Source organism: Streptomyces sp. NPDC040718, from assembly GCF_055593565.1.
Genome location: NZ_JBVIXO010000012.1, coordinates 34,386 through 55,635, shown reverse-complemented (window position 1 = coordinate 55,635; position 21,250 = coordinate 34,386). Strand labels below are relative to the sequence as shown.

The following is a 21,250-nucleotide window of genomic DNA, read 5'->3' as shown; positions in this document are numbered from 1 at the left end:
CTGATACCCGCACCAGAGGACGAACAGGGCAGCCGAGGGAGCCGTCGGGCGCGCCAGATCGCTACGCGCTCCTCCGGTCTCGGCGGCCGGCGGCCGTCCGGGGCTGATGGCCGCAGGTCAGTCAGGGGGCGATGGGGAGCTGACGCTTGTGCTCGGTGAGGCGGTAGCGGTTGACGATCGTCTCGAAGGCGCGCGCGTCCACCGGCTTGCCTTCGAGGAAGTCGTCGATGTCGTCGTACGTGACGCCGAGGGCGTCCTCGTCGGCCTTGCCCGGGTCGAGGGTCTCCAGGTCGGCCGTCGGGGTCTTCCACACCAGCTCGGCGGGAGCGCCCAGGGCGTCGGCGATGGCGCGCACCCGGCGCTTGGTCAGGCCGGTCAGCGGGACCAGGTCCGCCGCGCCGTCACCGAACTTGGTGAAGAACCCGGAGATGGCCTCGGCGGCGTGGTCGGTGCCGACCACCAGACCCGAGTGCGCGCCGGCGACGGCGTACTGGGCGATCATGCGCTGGCGGGCCTTGATGTTGCCGTGCACGAAGTCCTGGTGGTGGGCGTCGCCGAAGGCCACACCGGCGGCCACGGAGGCGTCGAGCGCCGCGTCGCTGGCGGGCTTGATGTCGACGGTCAGGACGTGGTCGGCCCGGATGAAGGAGAGCGCGAGCTGCGCGTCGTGCTCGTCGGCCTGGACGCCGTAGGGCAGGCGCATCGCGTAGAACCGCGCCTCGTGCCCCGCCTCGCGGGCCCGCTCGACGGCGAGCTGGCAGAGCCGGCCCGAGGTGGTCGAGTCGACGCCGCCGCTGATGCCCAGTACGAGGGACCGCAGACCCGTGGAGGTCAGCCGCTCGGTGAGGAAGGCCACCCGGCGCTCGATCTCCCGCTCGGCCTCGAAGGTCTCTGCGACCTGGAGTTCCCGGGCGATCTCCTGCTGGAGGGCGATGCCGCTCACGTCTGCTCCTTGTTCCGGTTCACGATGTGCCGTCCACCCTAGCGGGAAGGGTCGCGAGGAACCCCTGGGCGGCCCTCACCCCTGCCTCGTCCCGCGCCCAGAGTCCCCAATTCGTCAGCCGCTCCTGGTCGAAGAGCTCCGCGAACGTCCGCCACAGATGCACCCGGAAACCGTCGGACTCCCACCACCACTCCGTATGGCCGGCCCCCTCCCGGATCAGCGGCAGCCGGGATGCCGCCTCCCACACCCCGGCCGGGGACTGCATGGGCTTCGGCTCGACCACCGGAATCCAGCTCTCGCACTCCCAGTACAGGGCGTCCGCCTCGATGAGGGCGTCGGCATCCGGGAACACCGCCACGTCCCGCCCGAACCGGTACACGACGGCACCGTCGTCCCGGAGCGTCACGGTGTAGGGATGCGCCACCGTGTGGTCGATGAACTCCCCCAGCGGCCCGTGTTCCGTGCTGTCCCGGTAACACGGCCAGGGCTGGAAGCGGATCTCTTCCTCGAACGACCACGCCGAAGTCCTGTAGACCAGCCCGCCGTAACGGGCCTGCGCGCGGCGTAGCCCGGCAAGGACCACGTCCTTGTCCACGCCCGGGAAGGACGCGAGCCGCTTGGCGACCTCTGCGTCGTCCGGGTTCTCGATCCTCGGGAACGTTACGGTGCGGGCCCGCGCGGACAGGAAGCGCCGAGCCCTGTCGGTCAGCCCTTCGGGCGAATCGAGTATGTGCAGCATGTCCTCATGATGGCGCCCAGGTCGGCCACCAGCCCCGGACGGCCGTCAGCCGCCGAGATCAGAGGAGCGCGTAGCGATCCGTCGCGCCCACCCGCTTCCTCGGCTGCCCTGTTCGTCCTCTGGTGCGGGTATCAGCCCCGGACGGTCGTCGGACGCCGAGACGACAGGAGCGCGTAGCGATCCGGTGCGCCCGGGTGCTCCGTAGGGGGCTCTGATCGACCTCTCGTGCGGGTAGCCGCGCCCCTGGTCCGGAATCGCGACTCTTGAGGGCCCGGATGCCCGGCGGGCCGACGCCCGGCCCCTCGCCTCATCGCTGACGCGGCCGCTCCCCTCCCCCTGCCCCGTGACCGTTCTTTTGGGGGTTTCCCGGCAGTCTTTCGGCTTTCCGGGGCGGGTCGGTCGGTCAAGGGTGGCCGAAGGCCATCGCGAAGCGACGCGACGAAGGAGCGCCCTTGAGGGACCGGCACGACACGGAAGGACGATGGGACTGACGGGAAGCCCCCAAACCGGCTGTGAGGCGGGCCCGCCGGGACCCCCGCCCCTCACACCCTCAAGGAACCGCGCTCCCGCCACTGGTCGTACAGGCCCCGGACCTCCCTCACCCCACCGGCACCTCCAGGTACGACGGCGTCGGCTCCGGGGAGGTGAACGCCAGCGTCGCGCGCGGCAGGTTGGCGTCCCCGTAGAAGGGGTCACGGGCGGCCGCCACCAGCAGGAGGCGGTGCCCGCGCGGGACGTCGTACGCCGTGGCCTGGAGGTCGATGTCCGCGCTGATCAGGCTGTCCGGCGGCGATTGCAGGTCGCTGAACGGGGCGTGTGTGATCAGCCGCGCCGAGCCGTCCGGGGCCAGGTCCAGCAGGTACGCGACGAAGGTGGAGCCGGAGTTCGCGGCGCGGTACGTCACGCGCAGGCGGGGGACGCCCCGTACGCGGAGGGTCTCCTCGACCGGGTCCCCGGACCAGGCGGCGGTGACGGACGCGGCCGCGGCGGAGTCGATCTCACCGCCCGCGTACGGCTTCGGGCGGCCCGCCATCTCCGCGTACCCGGACCGCACGACCGCGTCGGCCACGGCGGCCGGGGCGTCCACCCCGCACAGCACTCCCGCCGTCCAGCCGTGCTCGGGCTCCTCGGCCAGCCCTCCGACTCCGGCGGGCCCCCCTGCCCCCGTGAGGTAGAGCCGGTTGACGGTCCCGCCCGGGGCGGGCAGGCCGGCGGAGGGCTCCAGCGCGCGGCTCCACATCACCTCGGAGAGCACCTCGCCCTCCCCCTCCACGCCGTTGGAGGCGCCGCACAGGTGGTGGTCGAGCCAGCGGTGCGCGTCCGTCCACACCGGGCTCGGGAGCCCCAGCAGCCCCGCGCTCTCGGGGCCGCCGTGGTCGCCGACGGACAGGTCGAGCCGCTTGGGGCCGGTGAGTTCGCCGAACAGCCTCAGCGTCTGGTTGGCGGGGAAGAGCGTCTCGTGCCAGGCGTGCGAGACGAAGACCGCCACCCGCCTGCGGTTGAACTCCTTGACGTGGCCGAACGGCGAGCGCTGCTGCGCCCACCGCAGGGCGCCCTCGGCGTCCCGGCCGGTGAGGACGTCCTCCAGGGCCCGTTCCGTCTCCGGGCTCAGCCGGGCCCGGCCGGCCGACATGAGCAGCGCCTGTACGGCGGAGGCGCGGCGGGTGGAGTTCTCGTACAGGACCTTGCCGAGGTCGCCCCACGTGCCGAGCGCCGCCACCGCGTCGACCCGGGGGTCGTGCGCGGCGACGAGCAGGCCGATGCCGGCGCCGTACGAGACGCCGAGGAAGCCGATCCTGGTGACCGGGCCGGCGGCGCGTTCCAGGAGGTGCTCCAGGGCTCGTCGGCCGTCGGCGACGTCCAGCGGGCCGGCGAAGTCGGCCTGGCCGTCGGAGCGGCCGAACCCGCGGACGGTGTAGGCGAGTACGTCGTAGCCGCGCGCCGCGAACGCTGCGGCCTGGACGGCGTACGCGGTCCAGCCCAGGCCCGTCCAGGGCGAGGGCATCACGACCGCCGCCCGCGGCCCGGTTCCGGTGTGCCGCCAGAGCGCGGCGTCGAGCAGGTCCCCGCAGGCGCCGGTCACCTCGCCCCGGCTGAAGGCGGCCGCGGCCCGTGCGGCCCGCACTTCCGCGGCGCGCGCGGGCGGCAGGCCGGCGGGGTCGCCGCTCTCCAGGGCGCTGGCGAAGGCGGTGAGGGCGGTGGCGTCGAGCTCGGGATAGAGGGAGTGGAACGCGGCTGGGGCAGCGGGATTCACGGCGGACCGTCCTCGTCGTCGAGTGGCGTGGAGGGGCGCGTGGAGGGAGGTGGTGCGGAGCCCGGTGCGGCGGCGGCTGCGCGGGCGGGGAGTTGCCAGTATCGGCGCACGAGGGGCGCGGGCAGGGCGCATTCCCGGCGTACGGCCGGAACCGCCCCTGATCGTTCCCGGTGCGTCGCGGCGTGTTCCGGCCCCGGCCTCGGGCGGGCCTTGCCGGATCGGTGATGCGGATCAAGTCACGTCTGGTGGAAGGGAATTGACCGGCGTGGCGGGAACCGATCGCAGTCCGCAAAAAACAATGCAAGCACGCTTGATTGTTTTAGTGGAGGCTGCCAGGCTTCCCCCCACGCCGAGAGGGGAGCACGCCGTGCCCGATCCGTCCGCCGTCACCGCCGCCGCCACCGTCTTCTCCGACCTCCTCGCCGACCTCCGTGAGGAGGGGCGGGAACTCGATTCGCTCGTGGGCGAGTTGCCGGGGCCGGCCTGGGCGCGGCCGACGCCCGCGCCCGGCTGGAGCGTCGCCCACCAGATCGCCCACCTGCACTGGACCGACCGGGCGGCGCTGCTCGCCCTCACCGACGCCGAGGGCTTCGCGCGGATGGTGGAGGAGGCGTTGAAGGCCCCCGAGTCGTTCGTCGACGAAGGCGCGGCGGAGGGGGCCGCGCTGGAGCCCGCCGAGCTGCTCGCCCGGTGGCGCGAGGGCAGGGCCGCGCTCGACGCGGCACTCGCGGCGGCCTCGCCCGACGCCCGGTTCCCCTGGTACGGGCCCCCGATGAAGGCCGCGTCCATGGCGAGCGCCCGGCTCATGGAGACCTGGGCGCACGGCCAGGACGTGGCCGACGCGCTCGGCGCACCGCGCACCCCCACGGCCCGGCTGCGGCACGTCGCGCGGATCGGGGTGCGGGCGCGCGACTACGCGTACGCCGTCCGGGGCCTGCCGGCGCCGGAGGGGGAGTTCCGGGTGGAGCTGACGGCTCCGGACGGGGGCGAGGTGTGGGCGTACGGTCCGGCGGACGCCCCGCAGCGGATCACCGGGCCGGCGCTGGACTTCTGCCTGCTGGTCACCCAGCGCGCCCACCGCGCCGACCTCGCCCTCACCGCGACCGGCCCCGACGCCGACCGCTGGCTCGACATCGCGCAGGCCTTCGCCGGGCCGGCGGGCCAGGGCCGCACGCCGAGGGCGAGCGGGCGGTGACGCGCCGGGCGCTGCGCGTCGGGAACGCCTCCGGCTTCTACGGGGACCGGTTCGACGCCGTGCGCGAGATGCTGGCCGGCGGCCCGCTGGACGTGCTGACCGGCGACTACCTCGCCGAGCTCACCATGCTGATCCTCGGCCGGGACCGCATGAAGAACCCGGACCTCGGCTACGCGAAGACCTTCCTGAAGCAGCTGGAGGAGGGCCTCGGCCTCGCGCACGACCGGGGCGTGCGGATCGTGACGAACGCGGGCGGGCTGAACCCGGCCGGGCTGGCGGCGGCGGTACGGGCGCTGGCGGCGAAGGTGGGGGTGCCCGTCTCCGTCGCGCACGTCGAGGGCGACGACCTCATGCCGTACGGGCAGGACGCGCTCACCGCCAACGCCTACCTGGGCGGCGCCGGGATCACCGCCTGCCTGCGGGCCGGCGCGGACGTGGTCGTGACCGGCCGGGTCACGGACGCGGCGCTGGTCAGCGGGCCGGCCGCCTGGTGGTTCGACTGGGGGCCCCAGGAGTACGACCGGCTGGCGGGGGCGGTGGTCGCGGGCCACGTCCTGGAGTGCGGTACGCAGGCTACCGGCGGCAACTACTCCTTCTTCACCGCCCACGACGTACGGCGGCCCGGGTTCCCGCTCGCGGAGGTCTCCGAGGACGGCTCGGCGGTCGTCACCAAGCACCCGGGCACCGGCGGGGCCGTCACCCCGGGCACGGTCACCGCCCAGCTCCTGTACGAGACCCAGGGCGTGCGGTACCTCGGCCCCGACGTCACCGCCCGCCTGGACACGGTCCGTCTGGCCCCGGACGGCGACGACCGGGTCCGGATCAGCGGGGTCCGGGGGGAACCCCCGCCCACCACCCTGAAGGTCGGCGTCAGCCGTGTCGGCGGCTGGCGCAACGAGGTGGTGTTCGTCCTGACGGGCCTCGACGTCGAGGCGAAGGCGGCCCTGGTACGGGCCCAACTGGCCGGGGTACTGAGCGAGGTGGAGTCCGTCCGCTGGACCCTCGCCCGCACGGACCACGCGGACGCGGAATCGGAGGAGGAAGCGAGCGCGCTGCTGCGGCTGGTGGTCCGCGACCCGTCCCCGGACCGGGTGGGGCGGGCCCTGACCTCGGCGGCGGTCGAGCTGGCCCTCGGCAGCTATCCGGGGTTCCACGTGACGGCCCCGCCGGGACCGGCCCAGCCCTACGGGGTGTTCGCCTCGGCCCTGGTCCCGGCCGGCTCCGTCCCGCACACGGCGGTCCTGGACGACGGCACCCGCCTGCCGGTCCCACCCCCGCCGCCCCCGCCCCCGCCCCCGTCCCCGGCCCTCGCGCCCGACCCGCCCCCGCCCGCCGCACCGGCCCCCGCGGCCCCGCCACCCGGGGCGTCCGGGGCGCCCGGACCCGCCCCCACCGTCCGTGCTCCGCTCGGGGCCGTGGCCGGGGCCCGGAGCGGGGACAAGGGCGGCGACGCCAACGTCGGGGTGTGGGTGGAGGGCGACGAGGCCTGGCGGTGGCTGCACAGCACCCTCACCGTGGAGGCCTTCCGGGACCTGCTGCCCGAGACGCGGGCGCTGGCCGTCACCCGCCACGAGCTGCCGAACCTGCGCGCCCTGAACTTCACCGTCACCGGCCTCCTCGGCGACGGCGTCGCCTCCGGGCACCGCTTCGACCCGCAGGCCAAGGCGCTCGGCGAATGGCTGCGCGCCCGCCACCTCGTCATCCCGGCCCACCTCCTGCCCGACACCCCGCCACCCGCCCCTGAGGGGACCCGATGACCCGCCTCGGAACCACCGTCGACCCGCTCGCCGCCGAGCACGCGAAGGCCCGTACCGCCGCCCTGGAACGGCTCGCGGAGCTCGCCGCCGAACACGCGAAGGCCCTCGCCGGCGGCGGGGAGAAGTACACCGCCCGGCACCGCGACCGCGGCAAGCTGCTGCCCCGCGAGCGCGTCGAGCTGCTCCTCGACCCGGACACCCCGTTCCTGGAGCTGTCCCCGCTCGCCGCCTGGGGCAGCGACTACCCGGTCGGCGCCTCGATGGTCACCGGCATCGGGACCGTCGAGGGCGTCGAGTGCCTGATCACCGCCAACGACCCCACCGTCCGCGGCGGCGCCAGCAACCCCTGGACCCTGAAGAAGGCGCTGCGGGCCAACGAGATAGCCCTCCAGAACCGGCTCCCGTGCATCAGCCTCGTCGAGTCCGGCGGCGCGGACCTGCCCTCCCAGAAGGAGATCTTCATCCCCGGCGGGGCGGTCTTCCGAGACCTGACCCGCCTCTCCGCGGCCGGCATCCCGACCGTCGCCGTCGTCTTCGGCAACTCCACCGCCGGCGGTGCGTACATCCCCGGGATGTCCGACCACACCGTCATGATCAAGGACCGCTCCAAGGTCTTCCTCGGCGGTCCGCCCCTGGTCAAGATGGCCACCGGCGAGGAGAGCGACGACGAGTCCCTCGGCGGCGCCGACATGCACGCCCGCGTCTCGGGGCTCGCCGACCACTACGCCCTCGACGAGCACGACGCCATCCGCCAGGCCCGCCGCATCGTGGCCCGGCTCAACCACCGCAAGCCGTACGCCGACCCGCCCCGCGCCGAGGAGCCGCTGTACGACCCGCAGGAGCTCCTCGGGATCGTCCCGCCGGACCTGAAGACCCCCTTCGACCCGCGCGAGGTCATCGCCCGCATCGTCGACGCCTCCGACTTCGACGAGTTCAAGCCCCTCTACGGCCCCAGCCTGGTCACCGGCTGGGCCACCCTGCACGGCTACCCGGTCGGCATCCTCGCCAACGCGCAGGGCGTGCTGTTCAGCGCCGAGTCGCAGAAGGCCGCCCAGTTCATCCAGCTCGCCAACCAGCGCGACATCCCCCTCCTCTTCCTCCACAACACCACCGGCTACATGGTGGGCAAGGAGTACGAGCAGGGCGGCATCGTCAAACACGGCTCGATGATGATCAACGCGGTCTCCAACTCCCGCGTCCCGCACCTGTCCGTGCTCATCGGCGCGAGCTACGGCGCCGGCCACTACGGCATGTGCGGGCGCGCCTACGAGCCCCGGTTCCTCTTCGCCTGGCCCAGCGCCAAGTCCGCCGTCATGGGCCCCCAGCAGCTCGCCGGGGTGCTGTCGATCGTCTCCCGCCAGTCCGCCGCCGCCCGGGGACTGCCGTACGACGAGGAGCAGGACGCCGGGATGCGGGCCTTCGTGGAGGCCCAGATCGAGTCCGAGTCGCTGCCCCTCTTCCTCTCCGGGCGGCTGTACGACGACGGCGTCATCGACCCCCGCGACACCCGTACCGTCCTCGGCCTTTGCCTGTCGGCCGTCCACAACGCCCCCGTCGAGGGCGCCCGCGGCGGCTTCGGCGTCTTCCGGATGTGAGCCCCCAGATGACCGCACCGATCACCTCCCTCCTCGTCGCCAACCGGGGCGAGATCGCCGTCCGGATCTTCCGCACGGCCCGCGACCTGGGCCTGACCACGGTCGCCGTCCACTCCGACCCCGACGCCGACGCCCTGCACGTCCGGCACGCCGACGCGGCCGTCCGCCTGCCCGGGGCCGCCCCCGCCGACACCTACCTGCGCGGCGACCTGCTGATCGCGGCGGCCCGCGCGACGGGCGCGGACGCCGTGCATCCCGGGTACGGCTTCCTCTCCGAGAACGCGGACTTCGCCCGGCAGGTCCTGGCCGCCGGCCTGGCCTGGGTCGGCCCGCCGCCCGAGGCCATCGAGGCCATGGCCTCCAAGACCCGGGCCAAGGACCTCGTGCGGGCCGCCGGCGTCCCCCTCCTCGACCCCGTCGACCCGGCCGCCGCGACGGCCGCCGACCTCCCGCTCCTGCTCAAGGCCGCGGCGGGCGGCGGCGGCCGCGGGATGCGCGTCGTACGCGACCTCGACTCCCTCAAAGAGTCCCTGGAGGCGGCCCGCGCAGAGGCCCTCTCGGCCTTCGGGGACGACGAGGTCTTCGCCGAGCCGTACGTGGAGCGCGGCCGGCACGTCGAGGTGCAGGTCCTCGCCGACGCCCACGGCACCGTCTGGGCGCTCGGCACCCGCGACTGCTCCCTCCAGCGCCGCCACCAGAAGGTCATCGAGGAGGCCCCGGCCCCCGGCCTGCCGGAATCCCTGCGCGAGAGCCTCCACACCGCCGCCGTCGCCGCCGCCCGCGCGGTCTCCTACCGGGGCGCCGGCACCGTCGAGTTCCTCGTCGGCGCCGACGGCCGCCCGTACTTCCTGGAGATGAACACCCGCCTCCAGGTGGAACACCCCGTCACCGAAGCGGTCTTCGGCCTCGACCTGGTCGCCCTCCAACTGCGCATAGCCGAGGGCGGAGCCCTGCCCCTGACCCCGCCCCCACCCTCCGGCCACGCCGTCGAGGCCCGCCTCTACGCGGAGGACCCGGCCCACGACTGGCGCCCGCAGACCGGGGTGCTGCACACCCTCGACCTCCCCGGCCACGTCCGCGTCGACACCGGTTTCACCGCCGGGGACACGGTCGGCATCCACTACGACCCCATGCTCGCCAAGGTCGTCGCCCACGCCCCGACCCGCGCCGAGGCGGTCCGGATCCTCGCGGACGCCCTGTCCCGGGCCCGGATCCACGGGCTGACCACCAACCGGGAGCTCCTCGTACGCTCACTGCGGCACCCGGAGTTCGCCGCCGCGCGGCTCGACACCGGCTTCTACGAACGCCACCTCGACACCCTCGTCGAAGCCGCCCCGGACCCCGCGCTCGCCTGCCTGGCAGCAGCCCTGGCCGAAGCGGCCCCCTCCCCAGACGCCCCCCTCGCCGCCCGCCTCGGCGGCTGGCGCAACCTCCGCTCCCAGCCCCGGACCCGCCGCTACACCGTGGCCGGCACCGAGTACGAGGCCCGCTACGCCCCCGTGGAGGACCCGGACGTCCGCGTCCTGGCTGCCACTCCCGAGGCCGTCACCCTCGAAGTCGGGGGCGTCCGGCGGATGTTCCACGTGAAACACAAATCGAACACGGTCTACGTGGACTCCGTGCTCGGCTCCCACACCCTCGTGCCCGTCCCCCGGTTCCCCGATCCCCAGGACCGCACCGAACCGGGCTCCCTGCTCGCCCCCATGCCCGGCACCGTCGTCCGCATCGCCGAGGGCCTCGCGCCCGGCAGCGCCGTCACCGCCGGGCAGCCCCTGCTGTGGCTGGAGGCCATGAAGATGGAACACCGCATCCTCGCCCCCGCCACCGGCACGCTCACCGCGCTCCACGCCGTCACCGGCCACCAGGTCGAGTTCGGCGCCCTGCTCGCCGTAGTCCAGGAGGACCAGCCGTGATCGAGACCGAAGAGCACCAGGCCCTGCGCGCCGCGGTAGCCGCCCTCGGGCAGCGCTACGGCCGCGACTACCTCGCGCGCGTCGCCCGCGAGGGCCGCCACCCCGACGAGCTGTGGGCCGACGCCGCCAAGCTCGGCTACCTCGGCGTCAACCTCCCCGAGGAGTACGGCGGCGGGGGCAGCGGCATGGCCGAACTCTCCATCGTCCTCGAAGAGCTGGGGGCCGCGGGCTGTCCCCTCCTCATGATGGTGGTCTCGCCGGCCATCTGCGGCACGGTCATCGCCCGCTTCGGCACGGACGCCCAGAAGAGCGCCTGGCTCCCCGGCCTCGCCGACGGCAGCCGCACCATGGCCTTCGGGATCACCGAACCCGACGCCGGCTCCAACTCCCACCGCATCACCACCACCGCCCGGCGCGACGGCGACGACTGGATCCTCACCGGCCGCAAGGTCTTCATCTCCGGCGTGGACATCGCCGACGCCACGCTCATCGTCGGCCGCACGGAAGACGCCCGCACGGGCCGTCTCAAGCCCTGCCTGTTCATCGTCCCGAGGGACGCCCCGGGCTTCTCCCGCTCGGTCATCGACATGGAACTCCAGGCGGCGGAGAAGCAGTTCGAACTGGTCCTCGACGAGGTGCGGCTGCCCTCCTCCGCGCTGGTCGGCGACGAGGACGCGGGCCTCCTCCAGCTCTTCGCCGGCCTCAACCCCGAACGCATCATGACGGCGGCCTTCGCCATCGGCATGGGCCGGTACGCCCTCGGCAGGGCAGTGGAGTACGCGAAGACCCGCCAGGTCTGGAACGAGCCGATCGGCGCCCACCAGGCCATCGCCCACCCCCTGGCGGCGGCGCACATCGACCTTGAACTCGCCCGCCTGATGATGCGGAAGGCCGCCGGGCTGTACGACGCCGGTGACGACCTGGGGGCCGGTGAGGCGGCGAACATGGCGAAGTACGCGGCGGGGGAGGCGTGCGTGCGGGCGGTGGACCAGGCGGTGCACACCCTGGGCGGCAACGGGCTCACCCGCGAGTACGGGCTCGCCTCCCTGATCACGGCGGCCCGCGTCTCCCGTATCGCCCCGGTCAGCCGGGAGATGATCCTCAACTTCGTCTCCCACCAGACCCTTGGTCTCCCGAAGTCCTACTGATTCTTGACGCGCCGCTGCGACAGCCTCCGGCCGTCGGACCCGGGGCGGGGCCGGTGCCCGTGGCCGTTGGTCGTCCGCGGCCGGGTGGTCCGCTGCGCGGGGCAAGGTCCCCCACCCGCCCTTCCACCGTTCCCCGGGCGCTGCCCGGACCCGCGCCCCGATCGCCGGCGGGGTGGGGTGTCGTCCGGGACTGAAACGAGATGAATTCGGCGCGCGGTCCCCCGTACGCATGCAATCCGGATCAGGCGCCGAACATCGAAGCCCGTCCCGGACGACACCCCACCCCGCTCCCGAGCCCGTCCCCCGCAGCCACCGACCCCACCCCCGCCCGGCCAGGGCAACGGCACCGACCCCACCCGCACCCCGCCCGGCCGGGGCAGGGGCCCCACCCGCACCCCGCCCGGCAGAGCAGGAGCCCACCCGCACCCCGCCCGGCCGGGGCAACGGCCCGGCCAGGGCAACGGCAAGGGCCCCGCCACCCCGTACCCTGCCCCCGAGGGGGGCCGGCCGGGTCCGCCCGCTGACCCCTCCGGAGGAGACATGGCCCCACTCGTGCACGCCGCCCCGGCGGCGACCGGCATCACCACCCTCACCCTCGACTCCCCGGCCAACCGCAACGCGCTCTCCGCCCGGCTCGTCGCCGAGCTGCGCGAGGCCCTCGCCGAGGCGGCCGCCGACCCCGACACCCGGGCGGTGCTGCTCACCCACACCGGCAACACCTTCTGCGCGGGCGCCGACCTGAAGTCCCCCTGCGACCCCGCCGACTTCCTCGCCCTGCTCCGCGAGATCACCGCACTGCCCAAGCCGGTCGTCGCCCGCGTCACCGGCCACGTCCGCGCCGGCGGCCTCGGCCTGCTCGGCGCCTGCGACATCGCCGCCGCCGGACCGCAGTCCTCGTACGCCTTCACCGAGACCCACCTCGGCCTCGCCCCCGCCGTCATCTCCATGACCGTGCTGCCGCGCCTCGATCCCCGCGCCGCCTCCCGCTACCTCCTGACCGCCGAGGTCTTCGACGCGGCCGAGGCCGCCCGCACGGGGCTCCTCACCCTCCACACCAGCGACGACGTCGACACCGCCCTCGCCCCCGTCCTGGACGGACTCCGCAAGGCGTCCCCGCAGGCCCTCGCCGAGACGAAGGCCATGGTCGCCGCCGGCGTACGCGAGGCCCTGGACCGGGACGGCGCCCGCCTGACGGAGCTCTCCGGGCGCCTCTTCGCCTCCGACGAGGCCCGCGAGGGCATCACCGCCCGCTTCGAGCGCCGGGACCCGTCATGGGTACGGTGACCGGCGCCGTCCCCAAGCAGGCCCGCAGCCGCGTCACCCGGCGCCACCTGCTGGAGGCGGCCGTGTCCTGCCTCGCCGAACACGGCTGGGCGGGCTCCACCGTCGCCGTCGTCGCCGAACGCGCCGGGGTCTCGCGCGGGGCGGCCCAGCACCACTTCCCGACCCGCGAGTCCCTCTTCACCGCCGCGGTCGAGTACGTCTCCGAGGAACGCTCCACCGCCCTGCGGGAGCTCTTCCAGACCACCCCCGCCCCGCGCCCGCGCCCGGCGGTCGTCGAGGCCCTGGTCGACCTCTACACCGGCGCCCTGTTCCGCGCCGCGCTCCAGCTGTGGGTGGCCGCCTCCAACGAGGAGCAACTGCGCCCCCAGGTCATCGAACTGGAGGCCCGGGTCGGCCGCGAGACCCACCGGATCGCCGTCGAGCTGCTGGGCGCGGACGAGTCGCGGCCGGGCGTACGGGAGACCGTGCAGGGCCTGCTCGACATGGCCCGCGGCCTGGGCCTGGCCAACGTCCTGACCGACGACACGGCCCGCCGGGCCCGCGTGGTCGCGCAGTGGTCGTCGCTCATCGACGCGGCCCTGGACTGAGGCCGCGGGACGCGCCAGGGCGCCGCACCCAGTACGGGATGCGGCGCCCGGGAACAACGAGCCTCAGGCGGTGGCGGCGATGTCCGCGAAGCCCTCGATGTCACGGGGGTCCCGCCGGCCCGGGCCGATGTACCGCGCCGACGGCCGGACCAGGCGGCCCGTGCGCTTCTGCTCCAGGATGTGCGCCGACCAGCCGGCGGTGCGGGCGCAGCTGAACATGGAGGTGAACATGTGCGCCGGGACCTCCGCGAAGTCCAGCATGATCGCGGCCCAGAACTCCACGTTGGTGGCGAGCACCCGGTCGGGGCGGCGCGCGTGCAGTTCCTCCAGTGCGGCCTTCTCCAGGGCGGCGGCGACCTCGTAGCGCGGGGCGTCCAGCTCCTTGGCGGTGCGGCGCAGGACGCGGGCGCGGGGGTCCTCGGCGCGGTACACGCGGTGCCCGAAGCCCATCAGCCGCTCGCCCTTGTCGAGGGCCTTCTTCACGTACGCCACGGCGTCGCCGGTGCGCTCGATCTCCTCGATCATGCCGAGCACGCGCGAGGGCGCGCCGCCGTGCAGCGGCCCGGACATGGCGCCGACGGCACCGGACAGGGCGGCGGCGACGTCCGCGCCGGTCGAGGCGATGACGCGCGCCGTGAAGGTGGAGGCGTTCATGCCGTGCTCGGCGGCGGAGGTCCAGTAGGCGTCGACGGCCTTGACGTGCTTGGGGTCGGGCTCGCCCCGCCAGCGGATCATGAACCGCTCGACGACGGACTCGGCCTTGTCGATCTCGCGCTGCGGCACCATGGGCAGGCCCTGGCCGCGGGCGGACTGGGCGACGTAGGAGAGCGCCATGACGGCGGCCCGGGCGAGGTCGTCGCGGGCGGTCTGCTCGTCGATGTCGAGCAGCGGTTTCAGACCCCACACGGGGGCGAGCATGGCGAGCGCGGACTGCACGTCGACGCGGATGTCGCCTGAGTGCACCGGGATGGGGAAGGGTTCCGCGGCGGGCAGGCCGGGGTTGAACGCACCGTCGACCAGCAGGCCCCAGACGTTCCCGAAGGAGACGTGGCCGACCAGGTCTTCGATGTCCACCCCCCGGTAGCGGAGCGATCCGCCTTCCTTGTCAGGCTCGGCGATCTCCGTCTCGAACGCGACGACACCTTCGAGTCCGGGTACGAAATCGGACATCAGGCGGCTCCTCAGGTAGTGCGAACACGCGCGGTTCCCGGCGTGATTCGCGGTCCGGCGCGGTCATCCCCGTTGATGCCCGGCACGGCCGAAGGTCATCCGTGCGGGGACCCTCGGACCGGCCCCAAGATTTTGTCCGTTCCGGTGGGCCTGCGGAAGCGTGACATACGGCACACCGGTGTCCGGCGTACTGCGGCAGGATGGCCGTGTGACCGATCAGGACATTGACCCCGCCGTCATGCGCAAGCAGTACCGCTCCGAGATCGTCGAGGAGGCGGGCCTCGCCGACGAGCCCATGGCGCAGTTCGCGCTGTGGTTCCAGCAGGCCGCCGACTCGCACCTCTTCGAGCCCAACGCGATGGTCGTCTCGACCGCCACCGCCGAGGGGCGGCCCAGCTCGCGCACGGTGCTGCTGAAGCAGTTCGACTCCCGGGGCTTCGTCTTCTTCACCAACTACGGCTCGCGCAAGGTGCGGGAGATCGACGAGAACCCGTACGTCTCGCTGCTGTTCCCCTGGCATCCGATCGCCCGGCAGGTCATCGTGACGGGCCGGGCCGAGCGGGTCGGCCGGGACGAGACGGCCGCCTATTTCCGGTCCCGTCCGCACGGTTCGCAGCTGGGGGCGTGGGCGAGCGCGCAGTCCACGGTGATCGGTTCGCGAGCGGAGCTGGACCGGCGCTATGCCGAGCTGGAGGCGCGGTATCCGGAGGGGGAGCAGGTGCCGGTGCCGCCGGAGTGGGGCGGGCTGCGGGTGCTTCCCGACGCGCTGGAGTTCTGGCAGGGGCACGAGAACCGGCTGCACGACCGGCTGCGTTACGTCCTGGACGGGGACAAGTGGCGCATCGAGCGCCTCTGCCCGTAGCGGGAACGCAGACGACCCGCGGTCTCGGGTTCCTCTCCTGCAGTGAGAGGAGCCGGCCGGACGTGCCGGCGAGACCGCGGGTCGGGTGACTGCTTGGGATTGGCGCCGGGCGGCTTCCGCCGGGCACCGCACTGGGTGCGTTGCTGACGACGGGCCCTAGCCCGCAGTCACCTCACGCGTCCGGTTTCCGTACATTTCGGGAACCACCTCCCTTCTCGTGTACGGCAGAGCCTAGATCACCGTCTGAGGGCCCTCAAGCGATTTAATCCACGAGTTTCCCGGCGGACATTCCGGGAGGATTCCGGGAAGCGGGTGTGGCCTGGGTCACGTTCCAGTTCAATGATCTGACGTGCCGCACACGCGAACACCTGCAGGGGGTGCCAGGTGAGTGCTTCCGGACGCGGTGACACCGCCGACGATCTGCTCGCAGCGCTGCTCGACGGGATGGACGCCGCCCTGTGCGCGTTCGACTCCGACGGCGTGATCACCCACTGGAACCGCGAGGCCGAGCGGATCCTCGGCTGGAGCGCGGCCGAGGCGGTGGGCCGGCGCGGGTTCGCGGGCTGGGCGGTGCGCGCCGCCGACGCGGACGACGTGCAGGACCGGCTGATGTCCGCGCAGGACGGGCCGGGCCGGCAGGTGCACGAGTTCGCCCTGCTGACCAAGGACGGCGGGCGGATCCTCGTACGGACCCAGTCCGCCGGGGTGCCCGGTGCCGGGGGGAAGCCGGCCGGAGTCTACTGCGCCTTCAGCGAGGTCCACGCCCAGATCGACCTGGAGCGGTCCATCGCCCTCAGCGAGGCGCTGATGGACGACGCCTCCTGGGGGGTCGTCCTCGTCGACGTGGACCTGCGCCCGGCGGTGGTCAACGCGCACGCCGCCCGCGCCTTCGGAGCCGGGCGCACCGCGCTGCTCGGGCGGCCGCTCGGGGACCTGCTGGAGCAGGGCGTCGAGGAACTGGAGGGCGCGCTCCAGCACGTACTGGCCGAGGGGGCGCCGCCGGCGCCGCTGGAGCTGTGGGTGTCGGTGCGGACCCCGGAGGGGGTGCGGCGGCGCTGCTGGCGGTGCGGGTTCCTGCGGCTGGGTTCGCCGCTCGCGGAGGAGCCGGTGCCGCTGGGGGTGGGCTGGCTGTTCCAGGACGTCACCGAGGCCCGGCAGGCCGAGCTGGACACCGGGCAGCTGCGGTTCCGGGCCAACCAGCTGTACCGGGCGGGGCGGGCCGCCGCCGAGTGCGAGGACCCGGCGGAGGCGGCCGCCGTACGGCTGGACTTCGCGCTGGCCGGCTTCGCGGAGCACGCGCTGCTCGACGTACTGGAACCCGGGCCCGGGCGGCGCCTGGTCCGCTCGGCGGTGTCCCCGTCGGGGCTGGCGCTGCTCCTGCCCGGGCCGGGCGCGATCCCGGTCCGGTACGAGGCCGCGCACCCGGCGCTCCAGGCCCTGGACCGGATCGGCCCGGTCCGGGCCAGCGCCCCGGCCGGCGAGGCGGCCGACGCCTGGGCCCGGGCCCGCCGGTGGCCCCCGGGCGCCACGCACGCCCTGTGCGCGGTGCTCCGCAGCCGCGGCCGCACCCTGGGCGCGCTGACCTTCCTCCGCGGCCCCTCGCGCCCCGCGTTCGAACGCCCGGACGCCCTGTACGCGGAGGAGGTGGCGGCCCGCGTGGCGGCCGACCTGGACCTGGCCCGCTCCCCGGCCTGACCCCGGCTGCCGGCCGCCTCCGCCCTTGCCCGGCGAATCCGGCCCGCGCGCGTTCGAGCGCAACGGGGTCGGGGGCGGGGCCCCGGGGAACGGTGGAAGGGCGGGTGGGGGACCAGCCCCGCGCAGCGGCACCCGGCGCGCCCCCGCCCGCAGGACCCCGTGCTCCGGCCCGCGGGGCCCCGTACCGGGCCGGGCCGGGGCAGGGGCTAGTGCCGGAAGAAGATCCGGTCCCCGTACTCCTGCATGACCCGCCCGTTCCACTCGTGCCCGCCGTCGACGTTCCCGGACCTCAGCAGCGGCGGCTCCACCCCCCGCGCCACCAGCTCCCCGGCGGCCGCCGCCATCACCGCCTGCATGATCGCGCTGGTCACCACCGTCGACGCGGGAGCGAACGGGGCGTCGATGCCGTCCAGCGACAGTTCGGCGTCACCGACCGAGATCTTGCTGTCGAGCACGATGTCGCAGTGGTCCTTCAGGAAGGTGCCCGAGACGTGCCGCGACTTCGTCTCCGTCGCGTACGCCACCGACGTCACGCCGATCACCTTCAGGCCGATGGCGCGCGCGTTCATCGCCATCTCGACCGGCAGGGCGTTCCGCCCGGACAGCGAGATGATGACCAGTACGTCCCCCGCCGAGGCCGGGCTGCTGTCCAGGACCGCCCCGGCGAGCCCGTCGACCCGCTCCAGCGCGCTGCCCAGCGTCGCCGGCATGACGTCGACGCCCGCCGTGCCCGGGACGGCGAGGAAGTTCATCAGCGCGAGCCCGCCGGCCCGGTAGACCACGTCCTGCGCGGGCAGCGAGGAGTGGCCGGCGCCGAAGGCGAACAGCCGGTTCCCGGCGGCGACGGCCTCGGCGATCACGGTCCCGGCCTCGGTGATCCGTGAGCCCTCTTCGTCGCGCACCCGCTCCAGCAGGCCGATGGCCGCGTCGAAGAACTGCCCGGCCAGCTTGCTCTCGCTCATACGCCGTAGGCCCTTCCAGGGTGTGGGGTGTCGGGTGCGCGGCGGCTGCGTCGCCGTTGTCCGCCGCTCACCGTGCGGTCTGTACCAAGGGCGTGTCAATACGGCCGTCAATCCGGGCGCGGACGTGCTCCGGCCCGATGTCCCGTACATGCCTTGACGCTCGACGCGGGACGGTTGTCGGCCCGATGCGTCAGAATTGGGGACAGGGCCAGCGCACGCAATCCGAGGGGCACGAATGTCCGGACTGATCGACACCACGGAGATGTATCTCCGCACCATCCTGGAGCTGGAAGAGGAAGGTGTGGTCCCCATGCGCGCCCGGATCGCCGAGCGGCTGGACCAGAGCGGCCCGACGGTGAGCCAGACCGTGGCCCGCATGGAGCGTGACGGGCTGGTCGCGGTGGCCAGTGACCGGCACCTGGAGCTGACGGACGAGGGCCGCAAGCTCGCGACGCGCGTGATGCGCAAGCACCGCCTCGCGGAGTGCCTGCTCGTCGACGTCATCGGCCTGGAGTGGGAGCAGGTGCACGCCGAGGCCTGCCGCTGGGAGCACGTGATGAGCGAGGCGGTGGAGCGGCGCGTGCTGGAACTGCTGCGCCACCCGACCGAGTCGCCGTACGGGAACCCCATCCCGGGTCTGGAGGAGCTGGGCGAGAAGGCCGAGGCGGACCCGTTCCTGGAGGACGGCATGCTCAGCCTGTCGGACCTGGACCCGGGTACGGAGGGCAAGACGGTGGTCGTCCGCCGGATCGGGGAGCCGATCCAGACCGATGCCCAGCTGATGTACACGCTGCGCCGGGCGGGCGTGCAGCCCGGCTCCGTCGTGAGCGTGACGGAGTCCCCGGGCGGGGTGCTGGTCGGCAGCGGCGGCGAGGCCGCGGAGCTGGACGCGGACATCGCCTCGCACGTGTTCGTCGCCAAGCGCTGAAGTCGTCGGGCTGACGCCCCGAGGGTGTTGACGGCCGGCGGCCATTTGCCGCCGGCCGGGTGGAAGCAAGGCGGTCCCGGCGCCTCTCGGCGCCGGGACCGGTCCTCCCCTTGCTGACCTGGAGCCCCGAGCTCTCAAGGTCATCCCCTTCGGACCGTCTTCCCCGAGCGGCCCGCCTCCCTGTTGAAAGGATCTCCATCGGCAGCGGCGGCCAATCCTTGAGCAAGGTCACTCGAAAGAGCGGTGTTGTCGGCGAGACGCCCGTTTTCGAATGCGGGTTCGATAGTCTGGCCGGGAGCGAAGGGGGTGCATCTCCGGTGGTACAGCGCATCGATGTCACGGGTGCCGACGGCGTACGCCTGGCGGCCTGGGAGTTCCGGGACCCGCCCGCCGAGCCCCGGAAACCGGCGGTCCTGTTACTCCACGGCCTGATGGGCCGCGCCCTCCACTGGGCCGGCACCGCGCGCTGGCTGGGCGAGCACCGCCGCGTCATCGCCCTCGACCAGCGCGGACACGGCCACAGCGGCCATCCCGTGCCCGGCCCCGACCGGTCCGCGCGCCTGGGCCGCGAAGCCTTCGTCGCCGACGCCGAAGCCGTCATCGAGCAGCTCGGCCTCGGCCCCGCGGTCCTCATCGGCCACTCCATGGGCGCCCTCACCGGCTGGCAGCTCGCCGCCCGGCGCCCCGATCTGGTCCAGGCCCTGGTCATCTGCGACATGCGGGCCTCCGCGCTCGGCGAGGCCTCGCAGCAGGAGTGGCAGGAGTGGTTCCGCCGCTGGCCGCTGCCCTTCCCCACGCAGGACGCCGCCCGCCGCTGGTTCGGCGAGGACGACCCCCGGGTGGAGCGCCCCGACCCCGGCCGCGGCGCCTTCTTCGCCGAGGTGATGCACGAGGCGCCGGACGGCTGGCGCCCGCTCTTCTCCCGCAGCCAGATGCTGACCGTCCGCGAGACCTGGGTGCACGACGCGCACTGGGAGGAGCTGGCCCAGGTCCGCTGCCCCACCCTCGTCGTACGGGGCCTGGACGGCGAGCTGGGCCGCGCCGAGGCCCAGGAGATGGTCCGCGTCCTCCCGGCCGGCCAGTACGCCGAGATCCCGGACGCCGGCCACTACGTCCACTACGACCAGCCGGCCGCGCTGCGCGCCGCGCTGGAGCCCTTCCTGGAGGGGGTGGCCGTGTCGTAGCGGTCAGTCGCCGACGCTGAGGACGATCTTGCCGCGCGTCCGGCGGCTGTCACTCAGCTCGTGCGCCTCGCCCGCCAGCTCCAGCGGCAGCACCGTGCCGACCTCGGACCGCAGCCGGCCGGCCTCCACCAGTGCGGCGATCTCCCGCATCCCCGCCTGGTCGGCCTCCACGGCCATGAAGACGGCGCGTACCCCCAGCGGGCGGGCCGCCTCCGCGAGCCGGGCCTCGGCCGGGGAGGCCAGGGACACCACGATCCCGCCGGGGCGCAGGACGCGCAGCGAGCGCGGCCCGTACTCCCCGCCGACGGCGTCGACCACGACGTCGACGGGCTCGACGGCCGTCTCGAAGTCGACGGCGGTGTAGTCGACGGCCTCGTCCGCGCCCAGCCCGCGCAGGAACCCGTGGTTGGCCGCGCGGGCGGTGCCGATCACGTACGCGCCGCGCGCCTTCGCGATCTGCACGGCGAGGTGACCGACCCCGCCCGCCGCGGCGTGGACCAGAACCCGCTGCCCGGGGCGCACGTCGGCGGTGTCCACGAGCGCCTGCCAGGCGGTGAGCGCGGCCAGCGGCAGGGCGGCGGCCTGTACGTGGCCCAGCGCGGCGGGCTTGCGGACCAGGTGCCGGGCGGGGGAGGTGACGTACTCCGCGTACGTGCCGGCCGGGACCGGGTGGCGCGGCATGCCGAACACCTCGTCGCCCGGGGCGAGGGTGGTGACCCCGATGCCGACCGCCTCGACGACCCCGGACACGTCCCAGCCGAGCGGGACCGGCCGCCCGGCCAGCCCGCCGGTGGCGCGGTGCCAGGAGTCCGTCGGGTTCACCCCGGCCGCGTGGACCCGTACGAGCACCTCGGCCGGCCCGGGCTCCGGCCGCTCCACCTCGACGACCTTGAGCACCTCGGGTCCGCCGAAACCGTCCTGAGCCACTGCGCGCATGCCGTCATCCCCGTTCTCCGCGGGGCCCGTTCGGCCCCGTCCCGGGATCAAGGTTTCCGGACCGCGCCCACCCGAACGAGTGGCAAGACTGCCACCAT

General features: G+C 74.1%; 17 protein-coding genes. 11 read left to right on the top strand and 6 right to left on the bottom strand.

Annotation, left to right across the window (positions count from 1 at the left end; translation table 11 throughout):
- Window positions 1-121: 121 nt before the first annotated feature.
- The 3 genes from nadE to ACZ597_RS26450 form a co-directional block, all read right to left on the bottom strand.
- The gene (gene nadE / locus ACZ597_RS26460; RefSeq protein WP_471334829.1) at window positions 122-943 is read right to left on the bottom strand and encodes an ammonia-dependent NAD(+) synthetase; all 822 of its coding nucleotides are present in this window, start codon (window positions 941-943) and stop codon (window positions 122-124) included.
- 19 nt (window positions 944-962) lie between these two features.
- Entirely contained in the window at window positions 963-1,682 is a 720-nt protein-coding gene (locus tag ACZ597_RS26455; RefSeq protein ID WP_471334826.1) for a hypothetical protein, read from the bottom strand.
- Window positions 1,683-2,280: 598 nt separating this feature from the next.
- On the bottom strand, window positions 2,281-3,936 hold the full coding sequence (locus ACZ597_RS26450; protein WP_471334824.1) for an alpha/beta fold hydrolase: 1,656 nt from the start codon (window positions 3,934-3,936) through the stop codon (window positions 2,281-2,283).
- A gap of 367 nt (window positions 3,937-4,303) precedes the next feature.
- Here ACZ597_RS26450 and ACZ597_RS26445 point away from each other — a divergent pair, with 367 nt between their 5' ends.
- The 7 genes from ACZ597_RS26445 (at window position 4,304) to ACZ597_RS26415 (ending at window position 13,415) form a co-directional block, all read left to right on the top strand.
- Entirely contained in the window at window positions 4,304-5,131 is an 828-nt protein-coding gene (locus ACZ597_RS26445) for a TIGR03084 family metal-binding protein (RefSeq protein WP_471334821.1), read from the top strand.
- A complete protein-coding gene (locus ACZ597_RS26440) occupies window positions 5,128-6,888 on the top strand; it encodes an acyclic terpene utilization AtuA family protein (RefSeq protein WP_471334819.1) in 1,761 nt (586 codons plus the stop codon). The genes ACZ597_RS26445 and ACZ597_RS26440 overlap by 4 nt, the downstream gene beginning before the upstream one ends.
- Window positions 6,885-8,483 carry an acyl-CoA carboxylase subunit beta gene (locus ACZ597_RS26435; RefSeq protein WP_471334817.1) on the top strand — a complete coding sequence of 533 codons (1,599 nt, stop codon included), beginning with the start codon at window positions 6,885-6,887 and terminating at the stop codon, window positions 8,481-8,483. The genes ACZ597_RS26440 and ACZ597_RS26435 overlap by 4 nt, the downstream gene beginning before the upstream one ends.
- A gap of 8 nt (window positions 8,484-8,491) precedes the next feature.
- Complete coding sequence (locus tag ACZ597_RS26430) at window positions 8,492-10,396, top strand: acetyl/propionyl/methylcrotonyl-CoA carboxylase subunit alpha (RefSeq protein WP_471334814.1); 1,905 nt, start codon at window positions 8,492-8,494, stop codon at window positions 10,394-10,396.
- Complete coding sequence (locus ACZ597_RS26425) at window positions 10,393-11,544, top strand: acyl-CoA dehydrogenase family protein (protein WP_471334811.1); 1,152 nt, start codon at window positions 10,393-10,395, stop codon at window positions 11,542-11,544. The genes ACZ597_RS26430 and ACZ597_RS26425 overlap by 4 nt, the downstream gene beginning before the upstream one ends.
- A 540-nt stretch (window positions 11,545-12,084) precedes the next feature.
- Entirely contained in the window at window positions 12,085-12,828 is a 744-nt protein-coding gene (locus ACZ597_RS26420; protein ID WP_471334808.1) for an enoyl-CoA hydratase family protein, read from the top strand.
- Window positions 12,816-13,415: a TetR/AcrR family transcriptional regulator gene (locus tag ACZ597_RS26415; protein WP_471334806.1), complete on the top strand. Its 600-nt coding sequence runs from the start codon at window positions 12,816-12,818 to the stop codon at window positions 13,413-13,415. The genes ACZ597_RS26420 and ACZ597_RS26415 overlap by 13 nt, the downstream gene beginning before the upstream one ends.
- Window positions 13,416-13,478: 63 nt before the next feature.
- Here the strand turns inward: ACZ597_RS26415 and ACZ597_RS26410 are convergent, their stop codons facing one another.
- The gene (locus ACZ597_RS26410; protein ID WP_471334803.1) at window positions 13,479-14,585 is read right to left on the bottom strand and encodes a citrate synthase 2; all 1,107 of its coding nucleotides are present in this window, start codon (window positions 14,583-14,585) and stop codon (window positions 13,479-13,481) included.
- Between the two features lie 238 nt (window positions 14,586-14,823).
- On the opposite strand from ACZ597_RS26410, the gene pdxH reads away from it, so the two are divergent.
- Together pdxH and ACZ597_RS26400 are read left to right on the top strand one after the other, a co-directional pair.
- Complete coding sequence (pdxH, locus tag ACZ597_RS26405) at window positions 14,824-15,447, top strand: pyridoxamine 5'-phosphate oxidase (protein ID WP_471335181.1); 624 nt, start codon at window positions 14,824-14,826, stop codon at window positions 15,445-15,447.
- Window positions 15,448-15,831: 384 nt separating this feature from the next.
- Entirely contained in the window at window positions 15,832-17,142 is a 1,311-nt protein-coding gene (locus tag ACZ597_RS26400) for a PAS domain-containing protein (RefSeq protein ID WP_471334800.1), read from the top strand.
- 206 nt (window positions 17,143-17,348) lie between these two features.
- On the opposite strand, the gene ACZ597_RS26395 is transcribed toward ACZ597_RS26400, so the two are convergent.
- Window positions 17,349-18,104, bottom strand: coding sequence for an SIS domain-containing protein (locus tag ACZ597_RS26395; RefSeq protein ID WP_471334798.1), 756 nt, complete (start codon window positions 18,102-18,104; stop codon window positions 17,349-17,351).
- 235 nt (window positions 18,105-18,339) lie between these two features.
- On the opposite strand from ACZ597_RS26395, the gene ACZ597_RS26390 reads away from it, so the two are divergent.
- Window positions 18,340-19,032: a metal-dependent transcriptional regulator gene (locus ACZ597_RS26390; RefSeq protein WP_362474979.1), complete on the top strand. Its 693-nt coding sequence runs from the start codon at window positions 18,340-18,342 to the stop codon at window positions 19,030-19,032.
- Between the two features lie 317 nt (window positions 19,033-19,349).
- Window positions 19,350-20,216, top strand: coding sequence for an alpha/beta fold hydrolase (locus ACZ597_RS26385; RefSeq protein ID WP_471334795.1), 867 nt, complete (start codon window positions 19,350-19,352; stop codon window positions 20,214-20,216).
- 3 nt (window positions 20,217-20,219) lie between these two features.
- Here ACZ597_RS26385 and ACZ597_RS26380 read toward each other — a convergent pair whose 3' ends face one another.
- A complete protein-coding gene (locus tag ACZ597_RS26380) occupies window positions 20,220-21,152 on the bottom strand; it encodes an NADP-dependent oxidoreductase (protein ID WP_471334792.1) in 933 nt (310 codons plus the stop codon).
- Window positions 21,153-21,250: the final 98 nt, after the last annotated feature.

What these genes read in the sequence shown, in the direction of transcription:
- ACZ597_RS26455 (WP_471334826.1), bottom strand. Translation starts at nt 1,682, where the DNA reads ATGCTGCACATACTCGATTCGCCCGAAGGGCTGACCGACAGGGCTCGG.
- ACZ597_RS26435 (WP_471334817.1), top strand. Translation starts at nt 6,885, where the DNA reads ATGACCCGCCTCGGAACCACCGTCGACCCGCTCGCCGCCGAGCACGCG.
- ACZ597_RS26430 (WP_471334814.1), top strand. Translation starts at nt 8,492, where the DNA reads ATGACCGCACCGATCACCTCCCTCCTCGTCGCCAACCGGGGCGAGATC.
- ACZ597_RS26420 (WP_471334808.1), top strand. Translation starts at nt 12,085, where the DNA reads ATGGCCCCACTCGTGCACGCCGCCCCGGCGGCGACCGGCATCACCACC.
- ACZ597_RS26415 (WP_471334806.1), top strand. Translation starts at nt 12,816, where the DNA reads ATGGGTACGGTGACCGGCGCCGTCCCCAAGCAGGCCCGCAGCCGCGTC.
- ACZ597_RS26410 (WP_471334803.1), bottom strand. Translation starts at nt 14,585, where the DNA reads ATGTCCGATTTCGTACCCGGACTCGAAGGTGTCGTCGCGTTCGAGACG.
- pdxH (WP_471335181.1), top strand. Translation starts at nt 14,824, where the DNA reads ATGCGCAAGCAGTACCGCTCCGAGATCGTCGAGGAGGCGGGCCTCGCC.
- ACZ597_RS26395 (WP_471334798.1), bottom strand. Translation starts at nt 18,104, where the DNA reads ATGAGCGAGAGCAAGCTGGCCGGGCAGTTCTTCGACGCGGCCATCGGC.
- ACZ597_RS26390 (WP_362474979.1), top strand. Translation starts at nt 18,340, where the DNA reads ATGTCCGGACTGATCGACACCACGGAGATGTATCTCCGCACCATCCTG.
- ACZ597_RS26380 (WP_471334792.1), bottom strand. Translation starts at nt 21,152, where the DNA reads ATGCGCGCAGTGGCTCAGGACGGTTTCGGCGGACCCGAGGTGCTCAAG.